The organism is Mycobacterium sp. NGS58 (genome assembly GCF_059812385.1).
Window position 1 is genome coordinate 181,781 of sequence record NZ_JCALCO010000005.1, and the last position, 23,276, is coordinate 205,056.

Genomic DNA, 23,276 nt, shown 5'->3' on the forward strand with positions numbered 1-23,276 from the left:
TCGCTCGACGTGGACGGCGACGGGCTCGTCGTCGCGCTCCGACTCGGCCTCGTCGCTGATCGGGTCGGAATTTGGCCGCTGAGTCAGGTCCGCGTCCGCCCCATCGGTGCGGTCCGGCCGCCCGTGGCTGCCCGGCCGATCCCTAGCCATGGATGACAGCGCCCCGATGCACCGTTCGCCGGCACCGCGGTAGGGCGTCGCCCGGGTCCAATCGTGGCAGCGCGGGCACGCGCGAACGCGGGTCGGTCGACCAGCGCTGGACGGTGTCACGCGGGGCGTGCACCTCCAGGTCTCCGGCATCCCAGATGGCATATGAGGCCGGGGCTCCCGGCACCAGGGTTCCCGCGTTGCCGTCGCGGACACCGGCCGCCCGCCAGCCCCCGCGGGTGGCCGCTGCGAACGCCGCTCGCGCCGACACCCCGCTGCCCGCGGTGCGGTGGTTGACCGCTGCGCGCACGCTCACCCACGGGTTGAAATCCGTGACCGGAGCGTCGGAACCTAGCGCGAGAGGCACGCCTTGGGATGCTAACAGCGCAAACGGGTTGAGCCGACTGCCTCGCTGGACACCGAGCCGCCGTGCGTACATGCCGTCGGCGCCGCCCCAGAGCGCATCGAAATTGGGCTGCACGCTGGCGATGACGCCCCATCGGCCCAGCTTGGCGGCCTGCTCGGCGCTGACCATCTCGACGTGCTCGAGGCGGTGCCCGCAACCCGCGACGGCGACGGGCCCGAGGTCGGCGACGACGCGCTCGAGAGCACTCACCACCATCGCGACCGCGGCGTCCCCGATGACGTGGAATCCGGCGGTGACTTCGGCCTGGGTGCAAGCCCGAACGTGCGCCTCAGCGGCGTGGGAATCCAGATAGCAGCTCCCGGTGTGATGCGGCGCATCCGCGTACGGCTCGTGCAGCCAGGCAGTGCGCGAACCCACTGCCCCGTCGACGAACAGGTCACCGGCCAGCCCGTGGGCTCCGGTCGCCGCCATCAGCTCGCGCGCCTGGGCGGGGTTGCTCACCGGCTCGCCCCAATAACCGATCACCTCGACGCCGTGGTCGAGGGCCCGCAACTTCAGCCAGTCGTCGATCCCGCCGATCTCGGGCCCGGCGCATTCGTGCACCGCGACGATGCCCGACGCAGCGGCGGCCCGCAGGGCTGCGGCACGGGCTTCGCCGAGCTGATCGGTGGTCAGCCGATCCCGGGCGGCGGCACGCACCAGATGGTGCGCATCCCCGACCAGCGGCCCCTGGGCGCTGAAACCCGCGGCCGCCGGAAGGTCGCCCACCAGCCGTCGCAGGCCAGTCGACGCGAGCGCCGAGTGCACGTCCACGCGGGCCAGGTAGGCGGGCCGGTCACCGAGCACGGCGTCCAGGTCGCCCGTGCTTGGCGGCGCGTTCTCCGGCCACGACGTTTCATCCCAGCCATGCCCCCACACCGGCCGACCGGGGTGGGCGGCGGCGTAGTCGGCGACCATCCGCAGACACTGCGCGTACGAGGCTGCCGGACGCAGGTCCAGCCCGCTGAGCGTCAGCCCGGTCGCGGTGAGATGGATGTGGCTGTCCACGAACCCCGGCGCCACGAAACCGCCCCGGAGGTCTTCGACGTCGGCATCGGGAAACAAGCGGCGGCCGACCTCGTCGGCGCCCAGCCATGCCACGACGCCCTCGCGGACGGCCATCGCGGTCGCGTCGGGCTGGGCCGGGCTGTGCACCCGACCGTTGACCAGCAGGGTTACCGGTGCGGGACTAGCGGTCACTATCGGTCACAGCCCAAAACTACGTGCACCGGCCCAGGTGGCGATACGGCAATCAGATGGTCCCGGCGCCGGCGTCAGCGGCCGTCGAATCGCTGCGGATGCGCCGGCGCCTCGACGTCGCGGACATCGATGACCTCGCCGTCGATGTAGTCGCCGTGGCCACGGCCTGCCTCCGAGTAAGCCCCGCCGGTATACGAGGGTGGGTAAGGCTCCCCGCGGAAGGCGCTCGCGTAACTGAGTCCCGGCATCTGCCGCTGCAACCCGCGCACCGCTCGGGCGGTCAGCCCGGGACCGACGGCCGACCGTACCGGCGGGATGAGCAGCACCAAACCCAGCGCCGTGCTCACCAGGCCGGGCACGAGAACGAGGAGCGTGGCCAGACTGACCAGCACACCGTCGCCGGTAGCGGCGCGTTCTCCGGTCAGACCCGAGCGCAGCTGCCCGATCCGGCGGATGAGGCGCGAACCCGCCAGCGGGGCCACGATCCCCCAGCCGAGCAGAACGGTGGCCAGCAGCACCAGCAGGGTCCAGCCCCACCCGACCGTCGACACCAGCGCGAAGATCACCGCGAGTTCGACGACGGCGTAGATGAGCAACAGCCGCGACACCATGTGAGACCAACGTCCGCGGACCGCGCGCGAGTTCCCGTGGTGCCGGCCGGCGTGATTGCAGTTAGATGACGCTATGACGACGATTCAGATCGATACCCCCGACGGACCGATCGATGCGTTACTGAGCACGCCTTCGGGGCAAGGCCCGTGGCCGGGTGTGGTGGTGATCCACGATGCGATCGGCTACGGGCGAGACAAGCAGTCGATTAACGACCGCATCGCCGCGGCGGGTTATCTGGCCCTCACCCCGAACATGTATGCCCGCGGTGGCCGCATCCGATGCATCTCCCGAGTCATGAAGGAGCTGCAGACCCAGCGCGGCCGCGCCCTCGATGACATCTTGGCCGCGCGCGACCACCTCAAAGCCATGCCCGAATGCTCCGGCCAGGTCGGCATCGCGGGTTTCTGCATGGGCGGCCAGTTCGCTCTTGTCATGTCGCCCAAGGGTTTCGACGCCTCCGCGCCGTTCTATGGCGCTCCTTTGCCCCGCCACCTCGACCAGACGCTCGACGGTGCATGCCCGGTGGTGGCCAGCTTCGGCGGCCGCGACCCGCTGGGCCGGGGCGCGCCCGAGAAGCTGAACAAGACGCTCGCAGCCAAGAACATCACCGCCGATGTGAAGACCTATCCAGGTGTCGGGCACAGCTTCGCCAACGAGCTGCCCGGCCAACCCCTGCTTCGCATCGCCGGTTTCGGCTACGACGCGGACGCCACCGAGGACGCGTGGCGGCGGGTGTTCGCGTTCTTCGGCGAGCATCTGGGAACGGGCGCCGGGTCCTAGTGGGCTAGGGCGCCGCGTTCAGCTTCTGCGACAACACAGTTGCGAAGGTGTGGGTATCGCCGGGCCAGCGCGCCGACACGTAGCCGCCGTCGTCGACGACGAATGCGGACCGCGAGTCGGTCGGCGTATCGCGCGCAATTCCGGAGGTTTTCAGCCGCCAGTGCGGCGAACCGCGGGCGACGTCGCGAAAATCCGCTGGATCTTCAAGCGCGCGTGTGACTTCCGACTGCACCGACATGTACCCGCCGGGTTGGCCCGGTGCCTCGGTGAAGGTCCGGTAGTAGTCGCGATCCCAGAACCGGGTGAATCGGGTGATGCGCCAGGCCAACCGCTCCATTGCCCACGTCAACGCCGTGGTCCTGCGTCCGTACAGGACGGAACGGCCGGTCTTGGGATCGATGCTGCGCGCGGCGAGCAGGACCCCGTGACAGATGGCGGCCACCACCAGCCCGCGGGCGAAGGCCTCCACGACCAGCCGGTGCAGCATGTCGCTGTCGATATAGCTGCGCATTCCGCGGGCGCGGTGCCCACCCGGAAGCAACAGCCCATCGACGCCGTCCAGCGTGGCTTGCGCCCAGGTGAGCGGATGCTGAAACTCATTGGAGCGGAACATGTCCCGATAGGCGTCGCGCCCGGCCTTGTTGGCGCGCAGCGCCAGCCCGATCAGCGGGATGACGCCCAGCAGCGGCAGCGCGGACCAGATATCCAGTCCGCGGCCCGTCACCATGATGTCGTCGGCCACTCCGGGCGTGCCCGTTTCGGTCGCGAAGACCACGCGGTGGCCGTTGCGCGTCAACACGCGCCAGCTGACCGCGACCTCGGTCGGGTCGAAGTCGCGGTCCGGGATCGGGATGAGAACGGTGCCCACGGCGCCCGGGCGGTTACGCCACTTTCAATTCGAGGCCGACGTTGTTGTCCATGCCGCCGCGTAGCTTGCTGAAGAAATTGAACACCTTGCCCACGACGCCGTAGCGCTTGCCGATCGCGTCGTAGACGGCGGCGGTTTCGGACTTGTCGAGAATGGCCGCCGTCCCCTCGACGGCCTCGCTGGTCGGGCGGCCGTTCATGGTGCAGGTGGCCAGCGTGACCCGCGGGGTGTTGCGGATTCGCTTGACCTTCCAGGACTTTTCCTGGGTGATGACCAGAAGCCGGTCCCCGCGCTGCTTGTCCAGCGCGGCCCAGATCGGCGTCGGCTTGGGCTTGCCGTCCTTGGTGAACGTGGTCAGCAGGATGTACTGCGTTTTGGCGAGATCGGCGAAGGTCGGTGTCACCAGAACAACCTACCGCCGCGGCCCCGACGTTGACATTCTCAACGCCTAGCTGCGATAGTCATGGCAGCTTAAACGAAAATGCTATTTTCAATTAAGAGGCAGAGCACCGATCGAAGTGGGCGATAGTGAGCGATCTGAAGAAGCCGCTGGCGTGGTTGCCGTTCACGATCGCCGAGGCGGCCCTGGAGCCGGAGTCGTCGGATAAGCCGAGCAGTCCCGACGTGCTTGCCGCGTGGTCGCACTTCTTGAACCGGCTCAACGACGCCGCGCAGACAGTCGAATTCGAGCAGGCAAGTCGCAATCGGATCGACGCGGCCGCCGGTATTCGCCACCTGCTGGTACTGCTCGCCGCAGGTGTCGACGAGGCGCTGCGGTTCGATCCCGATCCGACACTGCGCGTCCAACGCACGAGCACTGACGACATCGTGACCTGGGGAATGGAGTGCCCGGACTGCCTCTACACCCGTGCCGCGCTGCGTGGCGGGGAGAGCTATCGACTTTTCGGCAACCGCGGCACCGCCCGCTACGTCGGGCTCCAGACGATGAACGGCATCACCGCCATCGCGAACGAGTTGGTCGACGAGCTCGAAACGGATCCTGAGGGCAACTTCGAGGTCGTGCTGTCGACCTCTGAACAACCGGGCAATTGGATGCGTATCGAAGGCGAGCATCCCACGTTGACGGTGCGGCACTTCTTTTACGACTGGGATACCGAGGTGGCATCGTCGCTGCGCATCGAGCGCCTCGGCGACCCGGTGCGAGCTACTACCGGCCCGGTCGATCCCTATTCGGCGGTGACGCGGCAATTGACCGCCCTGGGCGACTTCGTGGCGGACAACCTGGCGTTCTTTCTGCAGTTCGGTTCCGCCGCACCACCCAACGGCTTCCTGCCGCCGATCGACCGGACCGACATCGGCGCCGCCGCGGAGAACCGGCCGGTGATCGGCCGATGGGAGCTGCGCCCGGACGAGGCCCTCATCGTCGAACTGGAGCCACCGCAAGGCATCTACTGGAGCTTCTCGATCGGCAACCCCTGGTGGGAGACGATCCACTACGGGCGCCATCAGTCCAGCCTCAATGCCCATCAGGCCGCAATGGATCCCGATGGTTTGGTCCGTGTGGTGCTGTGTGATCGTGACCCCGGGATCGCCAATTGGCTCGACACGGCCGGCCACAGCAACGGCCCGATCATCATGCGCTGCGTACGGACCGAAACGGCGGCCACACCCACGACACGTGTGGTGCCGTTCGACGAGATCCATTCCGAGTTGCCTGCCGGCACTGCACAAGTCACGCGCGAAGCGCGCGCATCGATCCTCGCGGCCCGGCGCCGCGCGGTGCACGAAAGGTTCGGACGGTGACATTCGATGCCGACGAGTTAGAGGACGGCGCCCGAACCGCGACCGGCCTTGAGGATTTCGGCTCCTGCCACTACCGCGAGGGACTCGAACGCATCGTCGAAGCGCTCAACGCCGAGGCGGACCTCAATGACATCGGGCGAGTCATCCAGCACGCCACCATCAGCAACGCCCTGATCCAACGCCTCAAGGTCGAGGACACCTACCGGCAACACCCGGAGATCGACGACCAGGTGGTCGCCGGCCCCGTCTTCGTCATCGGCCTGCCCCGCACCGGGACCACCGCGCTGAGCCAGCTGGTAGCCGCCGATCCGCAGTTCCGGTCGTTGCGAATGTGGGAATCGCAAGCGCCTACCCCACCGCCGGAGACCGCCACCGAACACAGCGATCCGCGGATCGCGCAGGCCGAGGCCGGCCTGAAGATGCTCGACGACATGTTCCCGTTGATGAAGAGTTTGTACAACTCCGAGGCCACGGCACCCACCGAATGCCAGGACCTGATGGGAATGAGCTTCCGTACCTTCCATTTTGACGGCGCCGTGCGCGCACCCGGCTATCTCGCGTGGTTGATGGGATGCGACATGCGCGGGACGTACATTTTTCATCGGCGGGTGCTGCGGCTGTTGCAATGGCACTGTCCGCCCGTGCTGTGGCATCTCAAGACGCCCGTGCACATGTTCGCCCTTGATGCCCTCGTCGAGGCATACCCCGAAGCCAAATTCCTGTGGAGTCATCGCGATCCGGCCAAAGTGATGGGCTCGGTCTGCAGCCTGATCCGGTATGTGCGGAGCTGGAGCAGCGACCGCGATGACGCCAAGGAGCTCGGCGCCGAGCAAGTCGACAGTTGGGTCGAAGGTGTGCGGCGGGCGATGGAGTTCCGCACCCGGATGGGCGACGACCGATTCGCGGACGTCTCGTTCGCGGACCTGCAAACGGATCCGATTGGTACTCTGCGAGCCGGCTACGACACCCTGGGCTTGCCCTTCACCGATGCCACCCTGGCGTCGGTCAAGCGTTGGGCCGCCGACCACAGGCCCGGCTCCCGCGGCGCACACGACTATGACCTGGCCGACTACGGCCTCACACCCGAAGGCGTTCGCGAGCGGTTTGCCGACTACCTCGCCGCATACGACGCGACCGCGTGAATCCATGAGCACTCCGCGCACGCGGCGACGCGACAAGCTCGGTCCCGACGCGACGGTGCGCCGCGAGATCCTGACAGCCGCATCAACCGTATTGCGAGAGCATGGAATCGGGAAGCTCAGCATCGGCGCGGTATTGGAGAGAGCCGCTCTGGGCACGCGAGCCTTCTATCGGCATTTCGATTCCAAGGACGAATTGGTGGCCGCTCTCTTCCTCGATCTGGCGCACGCGGAGGGACGGCGACTGCGTCGCCGAATGGCTTCTGCCGCCACGGAGGTCGACGCGGTCGCGGCGTGGATCGACGGAAGACTCGACCTGGCATTCGACGCGGACATCAGATCCGACTTGCGTCGCCTGTCGATGGAGGCTCAGTCACAACCCCCCGCAATCGTTCAGCCCGCGTACGCGGAGATGCTCAAGCCGCTCAGCGAGGCGCTGCAGCGTGGTGTGCAGAGCGGGACGTTTCACCGCGTCGATCACATGGCGGACGCCCAGTTCATCCACGGGGTGGTCTGGGCGGGCATCAACCAGCAGTGGGCCACGGGCGATTGCGACCGCACCGATCTCCGCGAACGCATGCTGCAGTTTTGTCTGCGCGGCCTGGGCGTAGAGGCCCGAGAACCGATCGAAGGAGGCTAACGATGGACCTGGGATTTGCCGGATCGACGGCCGTGGTCACCGGTGGCAGCAAGGGCATGGGACTTGCTATCGCCGAAACCCTTGCGGCCGAAGGAGCCAGCGTGGCGGTGATGGCCAGGGGCCGCGAGGCCCTCGACGCCGCCGTCTCGTCGCTGCGCCGGGCGGGCGCTCCGGATGCCGTGGGCGTCAGCGTGGATATGACCGACGCCGAATCCATCGCGGACGGCTTCGCCGCCGTCTCGCAACGCTGGGGGCGACTCAACAGCCTGATCCACACCATCGGACCGGGCGACGGCTATTTCGAGCAGATGGACGACGCACAATGGTACGAGGCGTTCACCCTCGGCACGATGTCGGCCGTCCGATCGATTCGCGCCGCCCTGCCGCTGCTGCGCTCCGCGGACTGGGGTCGCATCGTGACATTGTCCGCGCATTCGATTCAGCGCCAAAACCCGCGGATCATCGCCTACACGGCATCGAAATCGGCGTTGGCGAGTGTCACCAAGAATTTATCGAAAAGCCTTGCTAAGGACGGTATTCTGGTCAACTGCGTGTGTCCAGGAACCATCGTCACCGCGAGTTTCACCGAAGCGCTCAAGGACGTCCTCGCCGCCGACGGCTTCGATGCCACCAATCCGGTCGACGTCATGACCTGGATCGACAACAACTTCCACCAGCCCTGTGACCTCGGCCGCGCCGGGCTACCCGAAGAGGTCGCCTCCCTGACCGCCTACCTGGCGTCGCGGCGCAACGGCTATGTCACCGGCGCGACGGTCAACGTCGACGGCGGATCAGACTTCATCTAGCGGACCCCGTCAGCCTTCCAGGTCGCCCTCGGTTTCCAGCAGCGCCTGCCGCAGCCCATCCAGGGTCTCCGGTTGCGGCTCGGCCCACATGCCGCGCCCGGCCGCCTCGAGTAGCCGTTCGGCCATGCCGTGCAGGGCCCAGGGATTCGATTCCGACATGAATTTCCGGTTCTCCGGGTCCAGCACGTAACGCTCCGTGAGCTGTTCGTACATCCAGTCAGCCATCACCCCGGCGGTCGCGTCGTAGCCGAACAGGTAGTCCACGGTCGCCGCCATCTCGAACGCGCCCTTGTACCCGTGCCGCCGCATCGCCGACATCCAGCGCGGGTTGACGACGCGCGCGCGGAATACCCGGGTGGTCTCCTCCGACAGGGTGCGGGTGCGGATCGCGTCGGGGCGGGTGTTGTCGCCGATATAGGCGGCCGGCGCCTGCCCGGTCAGCGCGCGCACCGTGGCCACCATGCCGCCGTGGTACTGGAAGTAGTCGTCGGAGTCAGCGATGTCGTGTTCGCGGGTGTCGGTGTTCTTGGCGGCCACCGCGATGCGGCGGTACTGCCGGTTCATGTCGTCGACGGCCTCGCGGCCGTCGAGGTCACGGCCGTAGGCGAAGCCGCCCCACGCGGTGTACACGGCGGCGAGGTCGGCGTCGTCACGCCAATTGCGGCTGTCGATTAGCTGTAGCAATCCGGCGCCATACGTGCCTGGTTTGGACCCGAAAATCCTTGTGGTGGAGCGGCGTTGATCGCCGTGCTGAGCCAGATCGGCCCGGGCGTGCGCACGAACGTAGTTCTCCTCGGCGGGCTCGTCGAGTTCGGCGACCAGCCGCACCGCGTCGTCGAGCATCGTCACGACGTGCGGGAAGGCGTCGCGGAAAAACCCCGAGATCCGGACCGTCACGTCGATGCGGGGCCGGCCCAGCTCGGTGGGCGGGATCGGCGCCAGGTCGATGACGCGCCGCGATGCGTCGTCCCATACCGGCCGGACACCGAGCAGGGCTAGGACTTCGGCGATGTCGTCACCGGCGGTGCGCATCGCCGAGGTACCCCATACCGACAACCCGACGGATTGCGGCCACTCCCCGTGATCATCGCGGTACCGGACCAACAGTGAATCGGCAAGCGCGACACCGGCTTCCCAGGCCAACCGGGACGGTACGGCTTTAGGGTCGACCGAGTAGAAGTTGCGCCCCGTTGGCAGTACGTTGACCAGGCCGCGCAGCGGCGACCCGGACGGGCCAGCCGGGATGAACCGGCCATCGAGGGCGCGCAGCACCTGCTCGATTTCGGCGGCGGTGCCGGCGAGCCGCGGCACCACTTCGGTGGCCGCGAATCGCAGCACCGCGGCGACGTCGGCGTCGCCCGTAATCCGTTCGGCCGCATCGGCGTCCCAGCCCGTCGCCTGTAAAGCGGCGATCAGCTCGCGGGCCACCGCCTCGGTCTGATCTACCGTGGTCCGGTCGTCGGTGCCGTCCTCGGCCAGGCCCAGCGCCTGGCGCAATCCGGGCAGGGTGTGCTCGCCGCCGAACAATTGGCGTGCCCGCAGGATCGCCAACACCAGGTCCAGTTCGGCTTCACCCGTTGGCTGCTGCCCCAAAATATGCAAGCCGTCGCGAATCTGGACGTCCTTGATCTCGCACAGCCAGCCGTCGACGTGCAGCAGCATGTCATCGAATGAGTCTTCTTCGGGCCGCTCGGTCAGACCCAGGTCGTGGTCCATCTTCGCGGCCCGCATCAGCGTCCAGATCTGCTGGCGGATGGCGGGCAGCTTTCCGGGATCCAGCGCGGCGACGTTCGCGTGCTCGTCGAGCAACTGCTCCAAACGTGCGATGTCTCCATAGGATTCGGCGCGCGCCATCGGAGGGATGAGGTGGTCGACCAGAACGGCGTGCGCGCGCCTTTTCGCTTGGGTGCCCTCACCGGGATCGTTGACCAGGAATGGGTAGATCATCGGCAGGTTGCCCAGCGCGGCGTCGGGGCCGCAGGCCGCCGACATGCCCAGCGTCTTGCCGGGCAGCCATTCCAGGTTGCCGTGCTTGCCCAGATGGACCACCGCGTGCGACCCGAATCCGGCGTCCAGCCAGTGGTAGGCGGCCAAATAGTGGTGACTCGGCGGCAGGTCCGGGTCGTGATAGATGGCGACCGGGTTCTCCCCGAAGCCGCGGGGCGGCTGCACCATGAGCACCAGGTTTTCCGATTGCATTGCGGCGATGACGATTTCGCCGTCGGGATCGTTGCTGCGGTCCACGAAGAGATTCCCGGGCGCCGGGCCCCAGTGCTCGGTGACCGCATCGGTGAGCTCGGTGGGCAGGGTCGCGAACCATTCGCGGTAATCGTTGGCCGACACCCGGATCGGGTTGCCGGCGAGCTGTCCTTCGGTGAGCCAGTCGGGGTCCTGGCCGCCCCGCTCGATCAGCGCGTGGATCAGGGCGTCGCCGTCGTCCGCCGCTACGCCGGGCAATTCACCCACCCGGTAGCCGTGCTCGCGCATCGCCTGCAGCAGCGCAACCGCGCTGGCCGGCGTGTCCAGTCCGACCGCATTGCCGATGCGAGCGTGTTTGGTGGGATAGGCCGAGAACACCAGGGCTACCCGCTTGTCCGCCGGGGCGATGCGACGCAGCCGCGCGTGGCGTACCGCCAGTCCCGCGACCCGCGCGCAGCGTTCCGGGTCGGCGACATAGGAGATCAGCCCGTCGGAGTCGATCTCCTTGAACGAGAAGGGCACCGTGATGATGCGGCCGTCGAACTCGGGTACCGCCACCTGACTGGCGACGTCGAGCGGGCTCAGGCCGTCGTCGTTGTCGTGCCACTGGGCGCGCGGGCTGGTCAGGCACAGCCCCTGCAGGATCGGAATATCAAGGGCGGCAAGGTGTTCGACGTTCCAGCTGTCGTCATCGCCGCCGGCGGACACCGTGGCCGGCTTCAGTCCCCCGGCCGCCAAAACGGTGACCACCATGGCGTCGGCGTCGCCGAGACGTTGCAGCAGTTCGGGTTCGGCGGTGCGCAGCGACGCGCAGTAGACCGGCATCGGCCGCGCCCCGGCCTCCTCGATGGCCCGGCACAGCGACTCGATGTAGGCGGTGTTGCCGGCCAGGTGCTGCGCGCGGTAGTACAGCACGGCGATCGTCGGGCCGTCGGTATCGGTGGCGTTCGGCGTCGTCAGCTCACCCCACGTCGGCGTCACGACCGGCGGGGTGAAGCCGAACCCGGTCATCAGCACGGTGTCCGAGAGGAAGGCGTGCAGCTGACGCAGGTTGTCCACGCCGCCGTGGGCCAGATAAATGTGTGCCTGCACCGTGATGCCGGCCGCGAGCGTGGACATACGGGTCAGCTCGGCGTCGGCGGCCTGCTCGCCGCTGACCAAAACCGTGGGCACCCCACTGGCGATCACCGTGTCTATGCCGCTTTGCCACGCCCGGTATCCCCCGAGGATTCGCACTACGACGATGGCGACGTCGGCCAGCAGGTCGGGCAGTTCCTCGTCCGACAGCCGCGACGGGTTGGCCCATCGATAGTTCTTGCCGCTGGAACGGGCGCTGATCAGGTCCGTATCGGACGTCGACAGCAGCAGGATGGTCGGCTCAGCCACCCATCATTCGTACCGCAGTGTCGCCGCGATCCGGGCGGCGACCTCTGCAGCCACCTGGCGCGAGTGCTCGCTCGCTCCCGGGACGTAGCGGTCCGTGCGGGCGTCATAGTCGGCGCCGGCGATCGATCCGTGATCGGCAGTCAGTTCGACCACCTCCACCGGCCAGCCAACTTTTTCCAGGCGGGCGGCGAACTCGCGGCTGGCGTTTACCGGCACCGCGTCATCGTTCACACCGTGCAGCAAGGTGAACGGAGCGCCGATATGGTCGGTCGACAGCATGCCGGTCAAGGTCTGACCGGATACGGGGTCGGGGACCATGAAGGCGCCCGCCAGGCAGACCGTATGGGCCAGGGCGAGGTCGAAGCGCGCCGCGTCGAGCGTCAGGCCCGCGGCGGCACACCCACCCAGCGACCACCCGACGAGGACGAGGGTGGCGTCGGTTGCGACGTTGCGGGCGAAGTCGAGCGAATGCAACAGGTCTGCGCGGCCGCCGTCATCGGCGTGCGAGTTCCAATCGGGCGCCACCACCGCGGCACCGTGGTCGGCGAGCATGCCGGCCAGCGGCCGGACGGCGGCGCGGGCGTCGGTCTGCATGCCGTGCCACAGCAAGACCGTGGGTTGCGATGAGTCGCCGAACACGTCGACCAAACGCCCCGGGGCGTACTCCTCCGTCCTCACGGGGACGAGTGTGCCCACGGTGGTGCGGAATCAATCGCACCGAACGTGCATCCGGGGCGAAAAATTCGCGCGAACCTCGCCGTGAATGCACGCTCGGCGCAACACTGTGGTGATGAACGTCTCCGGAAAAACCTTCGCCGTCACCGGCGGTGCCCGCGGGATCGGCCTCGCCATCGCCACCGCCCTGCACGGGCGGGGCGCCAAAGTCGCCATTGGGGACATCGACGAGACGGCCGTGCAGGAGGCGGGTCGCCGGCTGGGGCTGACCGCGTGCCGGGGGCTGGACGTGACGGACCGGCAATCCTTCGCCGGCTTTCTCGACGCCGTCGAAGCCGAGCTGGGGCCCCTTGACGTGCTGGTGAACAACGCGGGGGTGATCGCCGCGGGCAGCGCGGTCGACGAGCCCGACGCCGTCACCCAGCGGGTCCTCGATGTCAACATCGTCGGCGTCATCCTGGGCACCAAGCTGGCCGCCGAGCGGATGCTGCCGCGCGGTCGCGGTCACATCGTGAACATCGGGTCTATGGCCAGCATGCTGCCGTGCGCGGGCATCGCCACCTATTGCGCCACCAAGCACGCCGTGCTCGGGTACACCGACTCGGTTCGCATGGAGAACCGTGGCCGCGGCGTCCACTTCTCGACGATCATGCCGACCCTGACGAACACCGAAATGATCGCGGGTGCCGGACACGCCCGGGGCTTCAAGAACGCCGAGCCGCAAGACGTCGCCCGGGCCGTCGTCGGCGTGATCGCCAAACCCAAACGGCGCGTGGTCGTTCCGCGTGCGATGGGCATCCTGGCGTCGGTGCAGCGACTGATGCCGCAGGGCATGGCAGAGGCGATCGGACGCGCGGCAGGCACCGACCGCGTCTTTACCAGCGACCTCGAAACCGTCAAGCGCCAGGGTTACGCGCGGCGGACCGGAACGTCCTGACCTAGCCCGTCGCTACCCGCTTGCTGCCGAACACGCGTTCCTGCATGGCGGTGTCGCCGAAGGAGTGGGCCCTGACGACCTTGCCGTCGCGGAACTCGAACACGTCGGCTTCGTCGGCGCTCTCGTCGCCGACGCTGACTCGGGTGAGGACGATGACGACGTCGCCGTCAGCCAGGTAGCGCTTCGTCTCGACCTTGGTGGCCTTCTCGGACAGCCGCATGAACAGTTCGGTGAGCTCGTTCTTGCCCCGATACGTCCCGCCAATCATGCTGTTGCCGTTGATGGTCCACTCGGCCGAGTCGCTGAAGACGTCCAGCGCCGCTTCCAGGTCGCCCGCGGTAAACGCCTCGTAGCCCTTCTTGGTGACCTCAATGTTGTTGTTGGACATTTGACTTCCCTTCTCTTCCTTGCGGTTGACTTCGAACCCGTCGTCGACGGGTTCTACACCCGCCGGCCGACCGCCACGGGCTTGAGCGACGCGGCGCAATACCGACGGACGGAACAACCGGGCCGGCGCTTCGAGGGCACGCGGGCCGCCAACAGGCCGCCCATGCTTGCTCCCAACACCACCGCATGACCACCGCGCTGTTCCATGCGTGCTCCTGACCTGGAAGTAATTGCGCAATCGCAGTGTCGTTCGCGGCGTTGCCGGGCGGCTAGCGTAGTCGGCTACTTAACTGCCGCGGCGGCGGTCGTACCGTGTGGTGATGGCCCGCGAGCGCGACACCGACGCCTGCCCGGGTGCGCTGCAGGTGCACCAGGCGGCCGACGGCGCGCTGGTGCGGGTCCGGCTGCCCGGCGGCAGCATCTCCGCCGCCCAGCTGGCGACGCTGGCCGGCGTCGCGACCGAGTTCGGGTCCGGCACGCTCGAGCTGACCGCGCGGGGCAACGTGCAGGTGCGTGGCATCACCGACGTCACGGCCGTCGCTGCGGCCATCGCGGGCGCCGGGCTGTTGCCGTCGCCGACGCACGAGCGGGTCCGCAACATCGTGGCCTCTCCCCTGTCCGGCCGGCTCGGCGGGGAAGCCGACGTGCGCGGATGGGTGAGCGAGCTCGACGCGGCGATCTGCGCCGAGCCCAGCCTCGCGCAGTTGGGGGGCCGGTTCTGGTTCGCCATCGACGACGGCCGCGCCGACGTATCCGGGCTGGGCGCCGATGTCGGGGTGCATGCGCTGGGCGACCGCGTCGCAATGGTGTTGACGGGCCGGGACACCGGCGTGCGGCTGGCCGTCGACGACGCCGTGCCGGCACTGATCGCGCTGGCCGTGCGGTTCGTCGCGAGCCGCGGAAGGGCTTGGCGCGTCAGCGAATTGGCCGACCCCACGGAGCTGCTGCCCGATGCGGACATGAGCGCCGCGCCGTTCCGGCCCGTCACGAAGGGCCCGGTGGGGTGGATCAACCAGCAGGACGGCCGGGTGGCGCTGGGCGCGGCGGTGCCGCTGGGCGTGCTGCCCGCGCGGGTCGCGGAGTTCCTGGCCGCGATCGGGGCCCCGCTGGTGATCACGCCGTGGCGGTCGGTGCTGGTGTGCGATCTCACCGAAGAGGTCGCGGACACCGCGTTGCGGGTGCTGGCACCGTTGGGGCTGGTCTTCGACGAGAACTCCCCCTGGCTGAGCGTCAGCGCCTGCACCGGCAGTCCGGGGTGCGCGCATTCGGCGGCCGACGTGCGGGCCGACGCCGCGCAATCGCTGGATGCCGATTCCACGGTTCATCGTCACTTCGTCGGCTGCGACCGGGCCTGCGGCAGCCCGCTCGCCGGTGAGGTGCTGGTCGCTACCGGAGACGGGTACCGGCTGCTGAGGTCTTAGGGTGAGCGGGTGCTCGACTACATCCGCGACGCGGCGGAGATCTATCGCCAGTCGTTCGCGACGATCCGCGCCGAAGCCGATCTGGCGCGCTTCCCGCCCGACGTGGCGCAGGTGGTGGTCCGGCTGATCCACACCTGCGGGCAGGTCGACGTGGCCGAGCACGTCGCCTTCACCGGTGATGTCGTCGACCGGGTCGGCGCCGCCCTGCGAGGTGGTGCTCCGGTGCTGTGCGATTCGTCGATGGTGGCGGCCGGAATCACCGCCGCGCGATTGCCGGCCGACAACCAGGTGGTGTCGCTGGTGGCCGATCCGCGGGCGGCCGAGCTGGCCGCACGCCGGCAGACCACTCGCTCGGCCGCCGGTGTGGAGCTGTGGGCGGACCGGTTGCCCGGCGCGGTGGTGGCGATCGGCAACGCCCCGACCGCGCTGTTCCGGCTGCTCGAGCTGATCGACGACGGCGTTGCACCGCCGGCCGGGGTGTTGGGCGGGCCGGTGGGTTTCGTCGGATCGGCGCAGTCCAAACAGGAGCTTATCGACAACCCGCGCGGCACGTCGTATCTGGTAGTGCGGGGCCGCAGGGGTGGCAGTGCCATGGCCGCCGCCGCCGTCAACGCGATTGCGAGCGACCGCGAATGACCGCACAGGGCACCGCGCAGAGCGCCTATCGGGGCACGCTCTGGGGCGTCGGGCTGGGTCCCGGTGACCCTGAGTTGGTCACCGTCAAGGCCGCCCGGGTGATCGGTGAGGCCGACGTGGTGGCCTACCACAGCGCCCGGCACGGCCGCAGCATCGCGCGCGGCATCGCCGAACCGTACCTGCGCCCCGGTCAGATCGAAGAGCACCTGGTCTATCCCGTCACTACCGAGACGACTGACCATCCCGGCGGCTACGCCGGTGCGATCGAGGACTTCTATGTCGAGGCCACGGAGCGCATCGCGGCGCACCTCGACGCCGGTCGCAACGTGGCCCTGCTGGCCGAGGGCGACCCGCTGTTCTACAGCTCCTACATGCATCTGCACACCCGGCTGACCGAACGGTTCGACGCGGTCATCGTGCCCGGCGTGACCTCGGTGAGCGCGGCCTCGGCGGCCATCGCGACGCCGTTGGTGGCCGGCGATGAGGTGCTGTCCGTGCTGCCGGGGACCTTGCCGGTCGAGGAGCTGACCCGCCGCCTCGCCGACGCCGATGCCGCCGTCGTGCTCAAACTCGGGCGTTCGTATCACGCCGTGCGCGAAGCGCTTTCGGCATCAGGACAGCTGGGCGACGCGTTCTACGTGGAACGGGCCAGCACTGCCGGTCAACGCATACTGCCCGCCGCCGACGTCGACGCGGCCGGCGTTCCGTACTTTTCGCTGGCCATGTTGCCGGGCGGCCGGCGTGGGCGGCGCACGCCCCCCACCGGGAGCGTCACCGTGGTCGGGCTGGGGCCTGGCGACATGGACTGGATGACGCCGCAGACCCGGCGGGAGCTTGCCTCGGCCACCGACCTGATCGGCTACGGCGGCTACCTGGATCGCGTCCCGGTTCGCGACGGCCAGCAACGCCACCCCAGCGACAACCGCGACGAACCCGAACGGGCCCGGTTGGCGTGCGAGCTGGCCGAGCAGGGGCATGCCGTGGCGGTGGTGTCGTCGGGAGACCCGGGCGTGTTCGCGATGGCGACCGCGGTGTTGGAAGAGGCCAAAGAATGGCCGGGGGTGCAAGTCCGGGTCATCCCGGCGATGACCGCCGCCCAGGCGGTGGCGAGTCGGGTCGGTGCTCCGCTGGGGCACGACTATGCGGTGATCTCGCTGTCCGACCGCCTCAAGCCGTGGGAAGTGATCTGCACGCGACTGCAGGCCGCCGCGGCCGCCGACCTGGTGCTGGCGATCTACAACCCCGCTTCCAAGACGCGAACCTGGCAAGTCGGCGCGATGCGCGACATATTGTTGGCCCACCGCGAACCCGGCACTCCGGTGGTCATCGGCCGCAACGTGTCCGGTCCCGACGAAAGCGTTCGCGTGGTCAGGCTGGCCGATCTCGATCCCGGCGAGATCGACATGCGCTGTCTGCTGATTGTCGGGTCGTCGCAAACCCAATGGTATTCAAGCGATTCCACCGACCGGGTGTTCACGCCGAGGCGTTACCAGGGTTAGTCGCGGTCCCAGGTGCTTGGCATCATCGGGACGCCGGGGCCGTCGCTTAATCCCTCACGGGTCAGCGTCGCCAACCCGGCGGCTCGCGCGGCATCAGGTTTGGGAGCCGCACCGGCGAATCCGAGCGGACCTGCACTGTCTCCGGAAGGACGGGCGGCGTGCGGATCGTCAGCATCACCGGCCGGAGCCGAATCATCGTCGAAGTCCATGAACTCGTAGCGGTATGCGCGCTCAGTGACGGTCCCTCCGCGGCGCCGGCGCGCCCGGGCTTTCTTCTTGGCCTCAGCCGCCGCGGCCGCGCCCGCTGGTGCGTCGACGTCGTCTGACGACGGTTCCTCCACCTTGCGGCGTGACCGCCCGCTCGCGCTGTCGCGCGCCGACAGTCCCGAAAGTCCCACCGCATAAAGGGCGTTGGACAGGTTCGCTCCGATTCCGTCGGTCGCCGTCGGACCGAAACCGACGCCCGGACCGCCGCCGACCGGTCCACCACCTGGAGCCGTGGCCGTACTTGGCGTCACGCTGGAAACCGGGGCGCTGCTCGCGTTTGCCGGGATACTCGCCGACATGGCCGGCGCCGAAGCCGGCGTGGTCGCCATCGGCGTCGGCGGCACGGTTGCCAACGGCACGCTGGCCGGCAGCGCAACGCCGGCGGCACTCGCAGCACCGGCGACAGCCGCGGCAATGCCGGCACCGGCAGCGGCGACCACCGGAAGAACGGCGAGTAGCAGGACAGGAGCCAGCATTAACGCCGTCTGGACCGCTTGCACCAACGGCCAGACGAGCATCAACGAGTGAAAGGTGAACCAGGCGAGCGCCGTCGCCAGCGTCGGGGTCATGCCCGGGATGTTCATCAGCTGCGCGGCCAGCCCGTTGGCGAACGAAACCGCGTCAATGGGCCAGCCGTCGGGGTATATCTCCTTCCCGAGCGGCCAGAGGACGTTTTGGGTGAAGTTGGACAGTTCCTGCGCAAGCTGGTCCTGCCAGGAGGTGGCGGGAGGAGTCTGGGAAGCGGTATCCGTCGCCGTTGCCTGGACCTCGCCGCCGGGCGTGACGATCTGCGGTGCGGGTGTCGTCGCCGGAACTGCGGCCAGGGCGGATTCACTGACCGCCTGGTAGGTGGTCATCGTCGTGGCGGCTTGCACCCACATGCGCGCGTAGTCGGCTTCGTTCACCGCAATCGGAATCGTGTTGATGCCGAAGAAGTTCGTCGCGACCAGCGCCGCGTGTGTGGCGTGATTGGCGACGAGCTCTGGCATCGTCGGCATCGTGGCCAGCGCCGCCGTGTACCCGCCTGCTGCCGTCTCATGCAGCGCCGCGGCGGTCGTGCTCTTGGCGGAACTCTCCAGCAGCCAGCTCAGATAGGTCGCATGCGCCGCCACGTACTGCTCGGCGCTCGGCCCCTCCCACGCACCGCCCTGCGTGGCGCTCAGGAGTGCGCTGAGCTCCTCCGCCGCCTCGGCGTATTGGGTGCCCATGGAAGACCACGTCGCCGCGGCGGCGAGCAGCGGCCCAGGTCCCGGACCGCTGCTGAGCAACGTCGAGTGCACTTCGGGGGGAAACGCGATCCAGACCGGGGCGGTCATCGTCGGGGGCCTTCAGGCAAAAACACGAATACCTCTTCGGTGGATCATGTAAATGGGCTGGCGATGTCTCTGAGCAGAGGTCGGTTGTCGGCGCCGTTTAGTTCCCCACGAATTCGTTCTGGCGCTAAATCTCGGTGAGTCTTTGCGCGCGGCCGGGCCATGCGCAACGATGCAGGGATGCGGTGTGAGATTGCGCGTGAAGCGCTGTCGGCTCGGTTGGACGGCGAGCGTCCCCAAGTGCTCGCTCAGCAAATCGACGCCCATCTCGAATCCTGCCGCGGTTGCCGCTCCTGGCTGATCGGTGCGGCGGTGCAGACGCGCCGGTTGGCCTCGGTGACCCCCGGCGACGGGCCCGACCTGGTCGAACGAATCATGGCCAGCATCGGCGAGCAACCGACCGGGCACCAGGCCCGGATGCGATGGCTGCGAACGCACTACCGGCGGTGGGGGCTGATCGCCGTCGGCCTTTTCCAGGTGGCGATTGCCGCCGCTCAGATCAGCGGCATCGATTTCGGCATGGTGTCCGGTCATATGCACGGCGCGATGTCCGGTGAACACCTGATGCACGAGTCGACGGCATGGTTGCTGGCTTTGGGTCTGGCCATGATCGCCGCCGGCGTCTGGCCCGCCTCCGCGTCGGGGGTGGCCGCGATCACCGGTGTGTATTCGCTTGCGTTGCTGGGTTATGTGATCATCGACGCCTTTGACGGCGAGGTCACCGCCACCCGCATCGCCAGCCACATGCCGCTCCTGCTAGGACTGGCGTTCGCGTTGCTGGTGGCGCGCGAACGAGTGGGCTCGCACCGACGGCACGGCTCCGATGCCTCGGATGAGGCCGATTTCCCCGCGTGGGCGGCGGACTCAGCCGGTGGTCGGCGGCGCGGGCACCTGAGGCCCATCAATCACGCGGCCGTCGACCCGACGGAATCTTCTACGACGTGTCGTCGTAGAATCGGAAAACCCGCACAACGAAGGTGGTTGGGCATGACCGCGCCGAGTGACGACGAGGCCGTAACCGAGCTCGCGTTGTCGGCCGCGCGCGGAAACCCACGAGCGCTCGAGTCGTTCATCAAAGCCACCCAGCAAGACGTGTGGCGGTTCGTCGCCTATCTGTCGGATACCGGCAACGCCGACGATCTGACTCAGGAGACCTTCCTGCGCGCCATCGGCGCCATCGAGCGATTCTCCGGGCGCTCCAGTGCGCGGACCTGGCTACTCTCGATCGCCCGCCGCGTAGTGGCCGACCATATTCGCCACCTCCAGTCGCGGCCCCGCGCCGCCCTGGGCGCCGATCCTGAACATGTGGCGCGCGGGGACCGTCACGCCCGGGGATTCGAGGACCTGGTCGAGGTGACCGCGATGATCGCCACCCTCAATGCCGAACAGCGCGAAGCGCTTTTGCTCACCCAGCTGCTGGGCCTGCCCTACGCCGACGCGGCCGAGGTCTGCGGCTGCCCGGTCGGCACCATTCGCTCCCGCGTTGCGCGCGCCCGCGATGCGCTGCTGGCCGATGGCGAGCGCGGCCACCTAACCGGCTAGCGCGCCCACCCATGCGGCGGCCTCGGCCACAGTGCCGGCGGTCAACACCCCAGCGGGTAGCGGCGGCCGCGCCACCATCACCACCGGAACCTCCAGCGCCGCAGCCGCATCCAGCTTCGCGCGCGTCATGTCCCCACCGCTGTTCTTGGTGACCAGTGCATCGATGCGGTGGGCGCGCAACAGCGCGAACTCGTCGTCGTAGCGATACGGTCCGCGAGAGAGCACCACCCGGTGCCGACGGGGCAGCGCGGAGGCATTCGGGTCGGTGACCGCTCGGATCAGAAACCACGCGTCGCTGCCGGCGAAGGCTCCCACGCCCGAGCGGCCAGTGGTGAGAAAAATTCGCGAATACCCTTGCCGTGCAACGGTTTCAGCGGCAGAGGCGTCCGACTCGACGACGATAGCGGTGCCGGGATCCCAGGCCGGGCGGGCGAGGATCAGATGCGGGATCCGCAGTTCGCCGCACGCGGCGGCGGCATGCGCCGTCATGGTGGCCGCGAACGGGTGGGTTGCATCGACGAGGGCGTCGATGCGTTCGTCGTGCAGCCAGCGCCGTAACCCGTCGACGCCACCGAAGCCGCCGATGCGCACGGGGCCGACCGGCAGGGCCGGATCCGGAACGCGGCCCGCCAGGGAGCTGATGATGTCGATGCGCGGGTGCAGGGATTTCGCCAGGGCGCGCGCCTCGCCGGTGCCACCGAGCAGCAGTACACGCATCAATGCCTGCTCCCCCGGGCGCGCCCGGTCGAGTACAGGTAGCTGTCGGTGAAACCTCCGGCCGTCAACGCGTCGCCGACGACAATGACGGCGGTCTTGGTGATGCCGGCCTGATGCATCTGTCCGGCGATGTCGGCGAGCGTGCCGCGCAGCACCGCCTCTTGCGGCCAGCTCGCGAAAGCCACTACGGCCGCTGGTGTTTCGGGGCGGTAGCCGCCTTCGAGAAGTTGCGGGACGATAGCATCGATCTGGGCGGCGGCCAGGTGCAGGACGAGGGTCGAGCCCGATCGCGCCAACGTCTTCAGGTCTTCGCCGGACGGCATGGCCGTCGACAGGGTCGCCACCCGAGTCAGCGTCACCGTCTGCGCCACCCCGGGAACCGTGAGCTCGCGCTTCAGAGCGGCCGCCGCCGCGGCGAATGCCGGTACGCCGGGCACGATCTCGTAGTCGATGCCAACAGTGTCGAGGCGTCGGCACTGTTCGGCCAGCGCGCTGTAGAGCGACGGATCGCCGGAATGCAGCCGCGCCACGTCCAGGCCTGCGGCGTGCGCCTCGGCGATCTCGGTGATGATCTGCTCCAACGTCAGGGGGCCGGTGTCAACGACTTTCGCGCCCGGCGGGCACAACGCCAGCAGGTCGTCAGGCATGATCGATCCGGCGTAGAGGCACACCCGGCAAGTCTGCAGGAGCCGCTGGCCGCGCACCGTGATGAGGTCGGCCGCGCCCGGGCCCGCGCCGATGAAATACACCGTCATTTGGTCACCGCCCACTGCGTGACCGGATACTGCGGGCGCCAGCCGGTGAAGCCGCCCAGCGGCTCGCCGTGATAGTGCTGGAAGCGCCGCAGCTGGCCACCCAGACGCTGATGCGCCTGCGCCAGAACGGCTTCCGACTCGGCCGTGACCGCGTTGACGACGAGCCGACCGTCGGGGGGCAGGTTGTCCCAGCAGGCGTCGAGCAGGCCGGATTGGGTCACTCCGCCGCCGATGAAGATCGCCGACGGCGGCTCGGCAGCGTCGAAGGCGTCGGGGGCGGCGCCATGCACATCGATGTCGACCCCGAACGCCGCGGCGTTGGCTTCGAGGTGGCGCCGGCGCTCTTGGTTGCGCTCGAATACCACTGCGCTGCAACCTCGTCCGCGCAGGCACCATTCGACGCTGATGCTGCCCGAGCCCGCGCCGATGTCCCACAATCGCTCCCCGGGGCGCGGCGCCAGGGCGGCCAGCGTCACCGCGCGGATGCCTTGTTTGGTGATCTGCCCATCATGGGTGAAGGCGTCGTCGGGCAGGGGTGACACCCGTTCGTCGGGCAGGTAGCGCACGGCGATCACGTTGAGGTCGTCCAGGTCTCGCTCCTTGGCCCAATCGCGCGCCGTGCCGTCGCGGCGGTGCTCATCTGGGGCGCCCAGTCGTTCGAGAACGGTGAACTCTGAATCGCCACGACCGTAGGCGGTGAGCAGCGCGGCGAGTTCGGTTGGCGTGGAGTTGCTTTGCGACAGCACGATCGCCTGACCGCCGCGACGCACTGCGGTGTGCGGCGGTGCGGTGACCAGACTGATCACCTCGGTGTCGTGGACGTTCCAGCCCATCCGCGCACACGCCAGCGTCACCGACGACACGTGCGGCAGCACCCTGACGTTGTCGCGGCCGTGCAGGCGGATCAGGGTGCCGCCGATCCCGTGCAGCAGCGGATCGCCGCTGGCCACCACGTGCACGTCACCCGATTGCTCGTCGAGCAGCGTCTGCAGCGCGGGCAACATCGGCGACGGCCACTGGCGCCGCGGCGCGGGCACCGTGTCGTCGAGCAGGTCGAGTTGTCGTTTGGATCCGTAAATCACTGCGGCGCGTCGTATTTCGGCGAGTGACGCCCCGCCGAGCCCGGCCATGCCGTCGGCGCCGATGCCGACCACGATGATCATGAGCGCCACTCCTCATC

The 23,276-nt window shown here is 68.5% G+C and carries 21 protein-coding genes and 1 pseudogene; 11 read left to right on the forward strand and 11 right to left on the reverse strand.

The genetic code is table 11. From position 1 onward, the window contains the following. Positions 1–142: 142 nt before the first annotated feature. Together AC5Y4H_RS07325 and AC5Y4H_RS07330 are read right to left on the reverse strand one after the other, a co-directional pair. Positions 143–1,675, reverse strand: coding sequence for an amidohydrolase (locus AC5Y4H_RS07325; protein WP_499979972.1), 1,533 nt, complete (start codon positions 1,673–1,675; stop codon positions 143–145). A gap of 152 nt (positions 1,676–1,827) precedes the next feature. Beyond that, positions 1,828–2,364 carry an FxsA family protein gene (locus AC5Y4H_RS07330; RefSeq protein ID WP_499979844.1) on the reverse strand — a complete coding sequence of 179 codons (537 nt, stop codon included), beginning with the start codon at positions 2,362–2,364 and terminating at the stop codon, positions 1,828–1,830. 73 nt (positions 2,365–2,437) lie between these two features. Between AC5Y4H_RS07330 and AC5Y4H_RS07335 the strand changes: the two genes are divergently transcribed. Continuing rightward, the gene (locus tag AC5Y4H_RS07335; protein ID WP_499979845.1) at positions 2,438–3,145 is read left to right on the forward strand and encodes a dienelactone hydrolase family protein; all 708 of its coding nucleotides are present in this window, start codon (positions 2,438–2,440) and stop codon (positions 3,143–3,145) included. A 4-nt stretch (positions 3,146–3,149) separates the two neighbouring features. On the opposite strand, the gene AC5Y4H_RS07340 is transcribed toward AC5Y4H_RS07335, so the two are convergent. Continuing rightward, a complete protein-coding gene (locus AC5Y4H_RS07340) occupies positions 3,150–4,013 on the reverse strand; it encodes a type 1 glutamine amidotransferase domain-containing protein (RefSeq protein WP_499979847.1) in 864 nt (287 codons plus the stop codon). A 13-nt stretch (positions 4,014–4,026) separates the two neighbouring features. Beyond that, positions 4,027–4,416: a PPOX class F420-dependent oxidoreductase gene (locus AC5Y4H_RS07345; RefSeq protein WP_067348002.1), complete on the reverse strand. Its 390-nt coding sequence runs from the start codon at positions 4,414–4,416 to the stop codon at positions 4,027–4,029. A gap of 125 nt (positions 4,417–4,541) precedes the next feature. On the opposite strand from AC5Y4H_RS07345, the gene AC5Y4H_RS07350 reads away from it, so the two are divergent. From AC5Y4H_RS07350 to AC5Y4H_RS07365, 4 genes are read left to right on the forward strand one after another with little or no spacing between them, the layout of a single operon-like run. Beyond that, entirely contained in the window at positions 4,542–5,777 is a 1,236-nt protein-coding gene (locus tag AC5Y4H_RS07350; RefSeq protein ID WP_499979848.1) for a DUF1214 domain-containing protein, read from the forward strand. Beyond that, positions 5,774–6,919, forward strand: coding sequence for a sulfotransferase family protein (locus tag AC5Y4H_RS07355; RefSeq protein ID WP_499979849.1), 1,146 nt, complete (start codon positions 5,774–5,776; stop codon positions 6,917–6,919). Before AC5Y4H_RS07350 ends, AC5Y4H_RS07355 begins: the two co-directional genes overlap by 4 nt. Positions 6,920–6,923: 4 nt before the next feature. Continuing rightward, positions 6,924–7,556, forward strand: coding sequence for a TetR/AcrR family transcriptional regulator (locus AC5Y4H_RS07360; protein ID WP_499979850.1), 633 nt, complete (start codon positions 6,924–6,926; stop codon positions 7,554–7,556). Between the two features lie 2 nt (positions 7,557–7,558). After that, positions 7,559–8,362, forward strand: coding sequence for an SDR family NAD(P)-dependent oxidoreductase (locus AC5Y4H_RS07365; RefSeq protein WP_499979852.1), 804 nt, complete (start codon positions 7,559–7,561; stop codon positions 8,360–8,362). A gap of 9 nt (positions 8,363–8,371) precedes the next feature. Here the strand turns inward: AC5Y4H_RS07365 and cobN are convergent, their stop codons facing one another. Further along, on the reverse strand, positions 8,372–11,947 hold the full coding sequence (gene cobN / locus AC5Y4H_RS07370) for a cobaltochelatase subunit CobN (RefSeq protein ID WP_499979854.1): 3,576 nt from the start codon (positions 11,945–11,947) through the stop codon (positions 8,372–8,374). A 3-nt stretch (positions 11,948–11,950) separates the two neighbouring features. Beyond that, complete coding sequence (locus tag AC5Y4H_RS07375) at positions 11,951–12,625, reverse strand: alpha/beta hydrolase (RefSeq protein ID WP_499979856.1); 675 nt, start codon at positions 12,623–12,625, stop codon at positions 11,951–11,953. Positions 12,626–12,737: 112 nt separating this feature from the next. Here AC5Y4H_RS07375 and AC5Y4H_RS07380 point away from each other — a divergent pair, with 112 nt between their 5' ends. After that, on the forward strand, positions 12,738–13,559 hold the full coding sequence (locus AC5Y4H_RS07380; RefSeq protein WP_499979858.1) for an SDR family oxidoreductase: 822 nt from the start codon (positions 12,738–12,740) through the stop codon (positions 13,557–13,559). Between the two features lies 1 nt (position 13,560). On the opposite strand, the gene AC5Y4H_RS07385 is transcribed toward AC5Y4H_RS07380, so the two are convergent. After that, positions 13,561–13,947 carry a nuclear transport factor 2 family protein gene (locus AC5Y4H_RS07385; protein WP_499979859.1) on the reverse strand — a complete coding sequence of 129 codons (387 nt, stop codon included), beginning with the start codon at positions 13,945–13,947 and terminating at the stop codon, positions 13,561–13,563. 319 nt (positions 13,948–14,266) lie between these two features. Between AC5Y4H_RS07385 and cobG the strand changes: the two genes are divergently transcribed. Genes cobG through AC5Y4H_RS07400 form a run of 3 tightly spaced genes read left to right on the forward strand, consistent with a single transcriptional unit; the run spans position 14,267 to position 17,502 of the window. Continuing rightward, positions 14,267–15,367 (forward strand): precorrin-3B synthase, encoded by a 1,101-nt coding sequence (gene cobG / locus AC5Y4H_RS07390; protein WP_499979860.1) that lies wholly within the window; start codon positions 14,267–14,269, stop codon positions 15,365–15,367. Positions 15,368–15,376: 9 nt separating this feature from the next. Continuing rightward, a complete protein-coding gene (locus tag AC5Y4H_RS07395) occupies positions 15,377–16,003 on the forward strand; it encodes a precorrin-8X methylmutase (RefSeq protein WP_499979862.1) in 627 nt (208 codons plus the stop codon). Then, on the forward strand, positions 16,000–17,502 hold the full coding sequence (locus tag AC5Y4H_RS07400) for a precorrin-2 C(20)-methyltransferase (protein ID WP_499979863.1): 1,503 nt from the start codon (positions 16,000–16,002) through the stop codon (positions 17,500–17,502). Before AC5Y4H_RS07395 ends, AC5Y4H_RS07400 begins: the two co-directional genes overlap by 4 nt. Here the strand turns inward: AC5Y4H_RS07400 and AC5Y4H_RS07405 are convergent. Beyond that, complete coding sequence (locus AC5Y4H_RS07405; protein WP_499979864.1) at positions 17,499–19,085, reverse strand: PPE family protein; 1,587 nt, start codon at positions 19,083–19,085, stop codon at positions 17,499–17,501. The genes AC5Y4H_RS07400 and AC5Y4H_RS07405 overlap by 4 nt on opposite strands. A gap of 177 nt (positions 19,086–19,262) precedes the next feature. Between AC5Y4H_RS07405 and AC5Y4H_RS07410 the strand changes: the two are divergent. Both AC5Y4H_RS07410 and sigC read left to right on the forward strand, forming a co-directional pair. Next, positions 19,263–19,955, forward strand: a pseudogene (locus tag AC5Y4H_RS07410) (DUF2275 domain-containing protein); the annotation flags it as partial. Between the two features lie 114 nt (positions 19,956–20,069). Beyond that, positions 20,070–20,624, forward strand: a complete 555-nt coding sequence (gene sigC, locus AC5Y4H_RS07415) for an RNA polymerase sigma factor SigC (protein ID WP_499979973.1) — start codon at positions 20,070–20,072, stop codon at positions 20,622–20,624. On the opposite strand, the gene AC5Y4H_RS07420 is transcribed toward sigC, so the two are convergent. The 3 genes from AC5Y4H_RS07420 to cbiE are packed head-to-tail and all read right to left on the reverse strand — an operon-like array spanning position 20,613 to position 23,259. Continuing rightward, positions 20,613–21,341: a cobalt-precorrin-6A reductase gene (locus tag AC5Y4H_RS07420; RefSeq protein WP_499979866.1), complete on the reverse strand. Its 729-nt coding sequence runs from the start codon at positions 21,339–21,341 to the stop codon at positions 20,613–20,615. The two genes, sigC and AC5Y4H_RS07420, sit on opposite strands and share 12 nt — an antisense overlap. Next, positions 21,341–22,096, reverse strand: a complete 756-nt coding sequence (cobM, locus tag AC5Y4H_RS07425) for a precorrin-4 C(11)-methyltransferase (protein WP_499979867.1) — start codon at positions 22,094–22,096, stop codon at positions 21,341–21,343. Before cobM ends, AC5Y4H_RS07420 begins: the two co-directional genes overlap by 1 nt. Then, the gene (cbiE, locus tag AC5Y4H_RS07430; protein WP_499979868.1) at positions 22,093–23,259 is read right to left on the reverse strand and encodes a precorrin-6y C5,15-methyltransferase (decarboxylating) subunit CbiE; all 1,167 of its coding nucleotides are present in this window, start codon (positions 23,257–23,259) and stop codon (positions 22,093–22,095) included. Before cbiE ends, cobM begins: the two co-directional genes overlap by 4 nt. Positions 23,260–23,276: the final 17 nt, after the last annotated feature.

Bases quoted from the DNA above. Each gene is read 5' to 3' on its own strand.
- AC5Y4H_RS07335 (WP_499979845.1), top strand. From the start codon at position 2,438: ATGACGACGATTCAGATCGATACCCCCGACGGACCGATCGATGCGTTA.
- sigC (WP_499979973.1), top strand. From the start codon at position 20,070: ATGACCGCGCCGAGTGACGACGAGGCCGTAACCGAGCTCGCGTTGTCG.
- AC5Y4H_RS07405 (WP_499979864.1), bottom strand. From the start codon at position 19,085: ATGACCGCCCCGGTCTGGATCGCGTTTCCCCCCGAAGTGCACTCGACG.
- AC5Y4H_RS07360 (WP_499979850.1), top strand. From the start codon at position 6,924: ATGAGCACTCCGCGCACGCGGCGACGCGACAAGCTCGGTCCCGACGCG.
- AC5Y4H_RS07380 (WP_499979858.1), top strand. From the start codon at position 12,738: ATGAACGTCTCCGGAAAAACCTTCGCCGTCACCGGCGGTGCCCGCGGG.
- cobM (WP_499979867.1), bottom strand. From the start codon at position 22,096: ATGACGGTGTATTTCATCGGCGCGGGCCCGGGCGCGGCCGACCTCATC.
- AC5Y4H_RS07365 (WP_499979852.1), top strand. From the start codon at position 7,559: ATGGACCTGGGATTTGCCGGATCGACGGCCGTGGTCACCGGTGGCAGC.
- AC5Y4H_RS07385 (WP_499979859.1), bottom strand. From the start codon at position 13,947: ATGTCCAACAACAACATTGAGGTCACCAAGAAGGGCTACGAGGCGTTT.
- AC5Y4H_RS07325 (WP_499979972.1), bottom strand. From the start codon at position 1,675: ATGGCCGTCCGCGAGGGCGTCGTGGCATGGCTGGGCGCCGACGAGGTC.
- AC5Y4H_RS07330 (WP_499979844.1), bottom strand. From the start codon at position 2,364: ATGGTGTCGCGGCTGTTGCTCATCTACGCCGTCGTCGAACTCGCGGTG.
- cobG (WP_499979860.1), top strand. From the start codon at position 14,267: ATGGCCCGCGAGCGCGACACCGACGCCTGCCCGGGTGCGCTGCAGGTG.
- cbiE (WP_499979868.1), bottom strand. From the start codon at position 23,259: ATGATCATCGTGGTCGGCATCGGCGCCGACGGCATGGCCGGGCTCGGC.
- AC5Y4H_RS07400 (WP_499979863.1), top strand. From the start codon at position 16,000: ATGACCGCACAGGGCACCGCGCAGAGCGCCTATCGGGGCACGCTCTGG.
- AC5Y4H_RS07420 (WP_499979866.1), bottom strand. From the start codon at position 21,341: ATGCGTGTACTGCTGCTCGGTGGCACCGGCGAGGCGCGCGCCCTGGCG.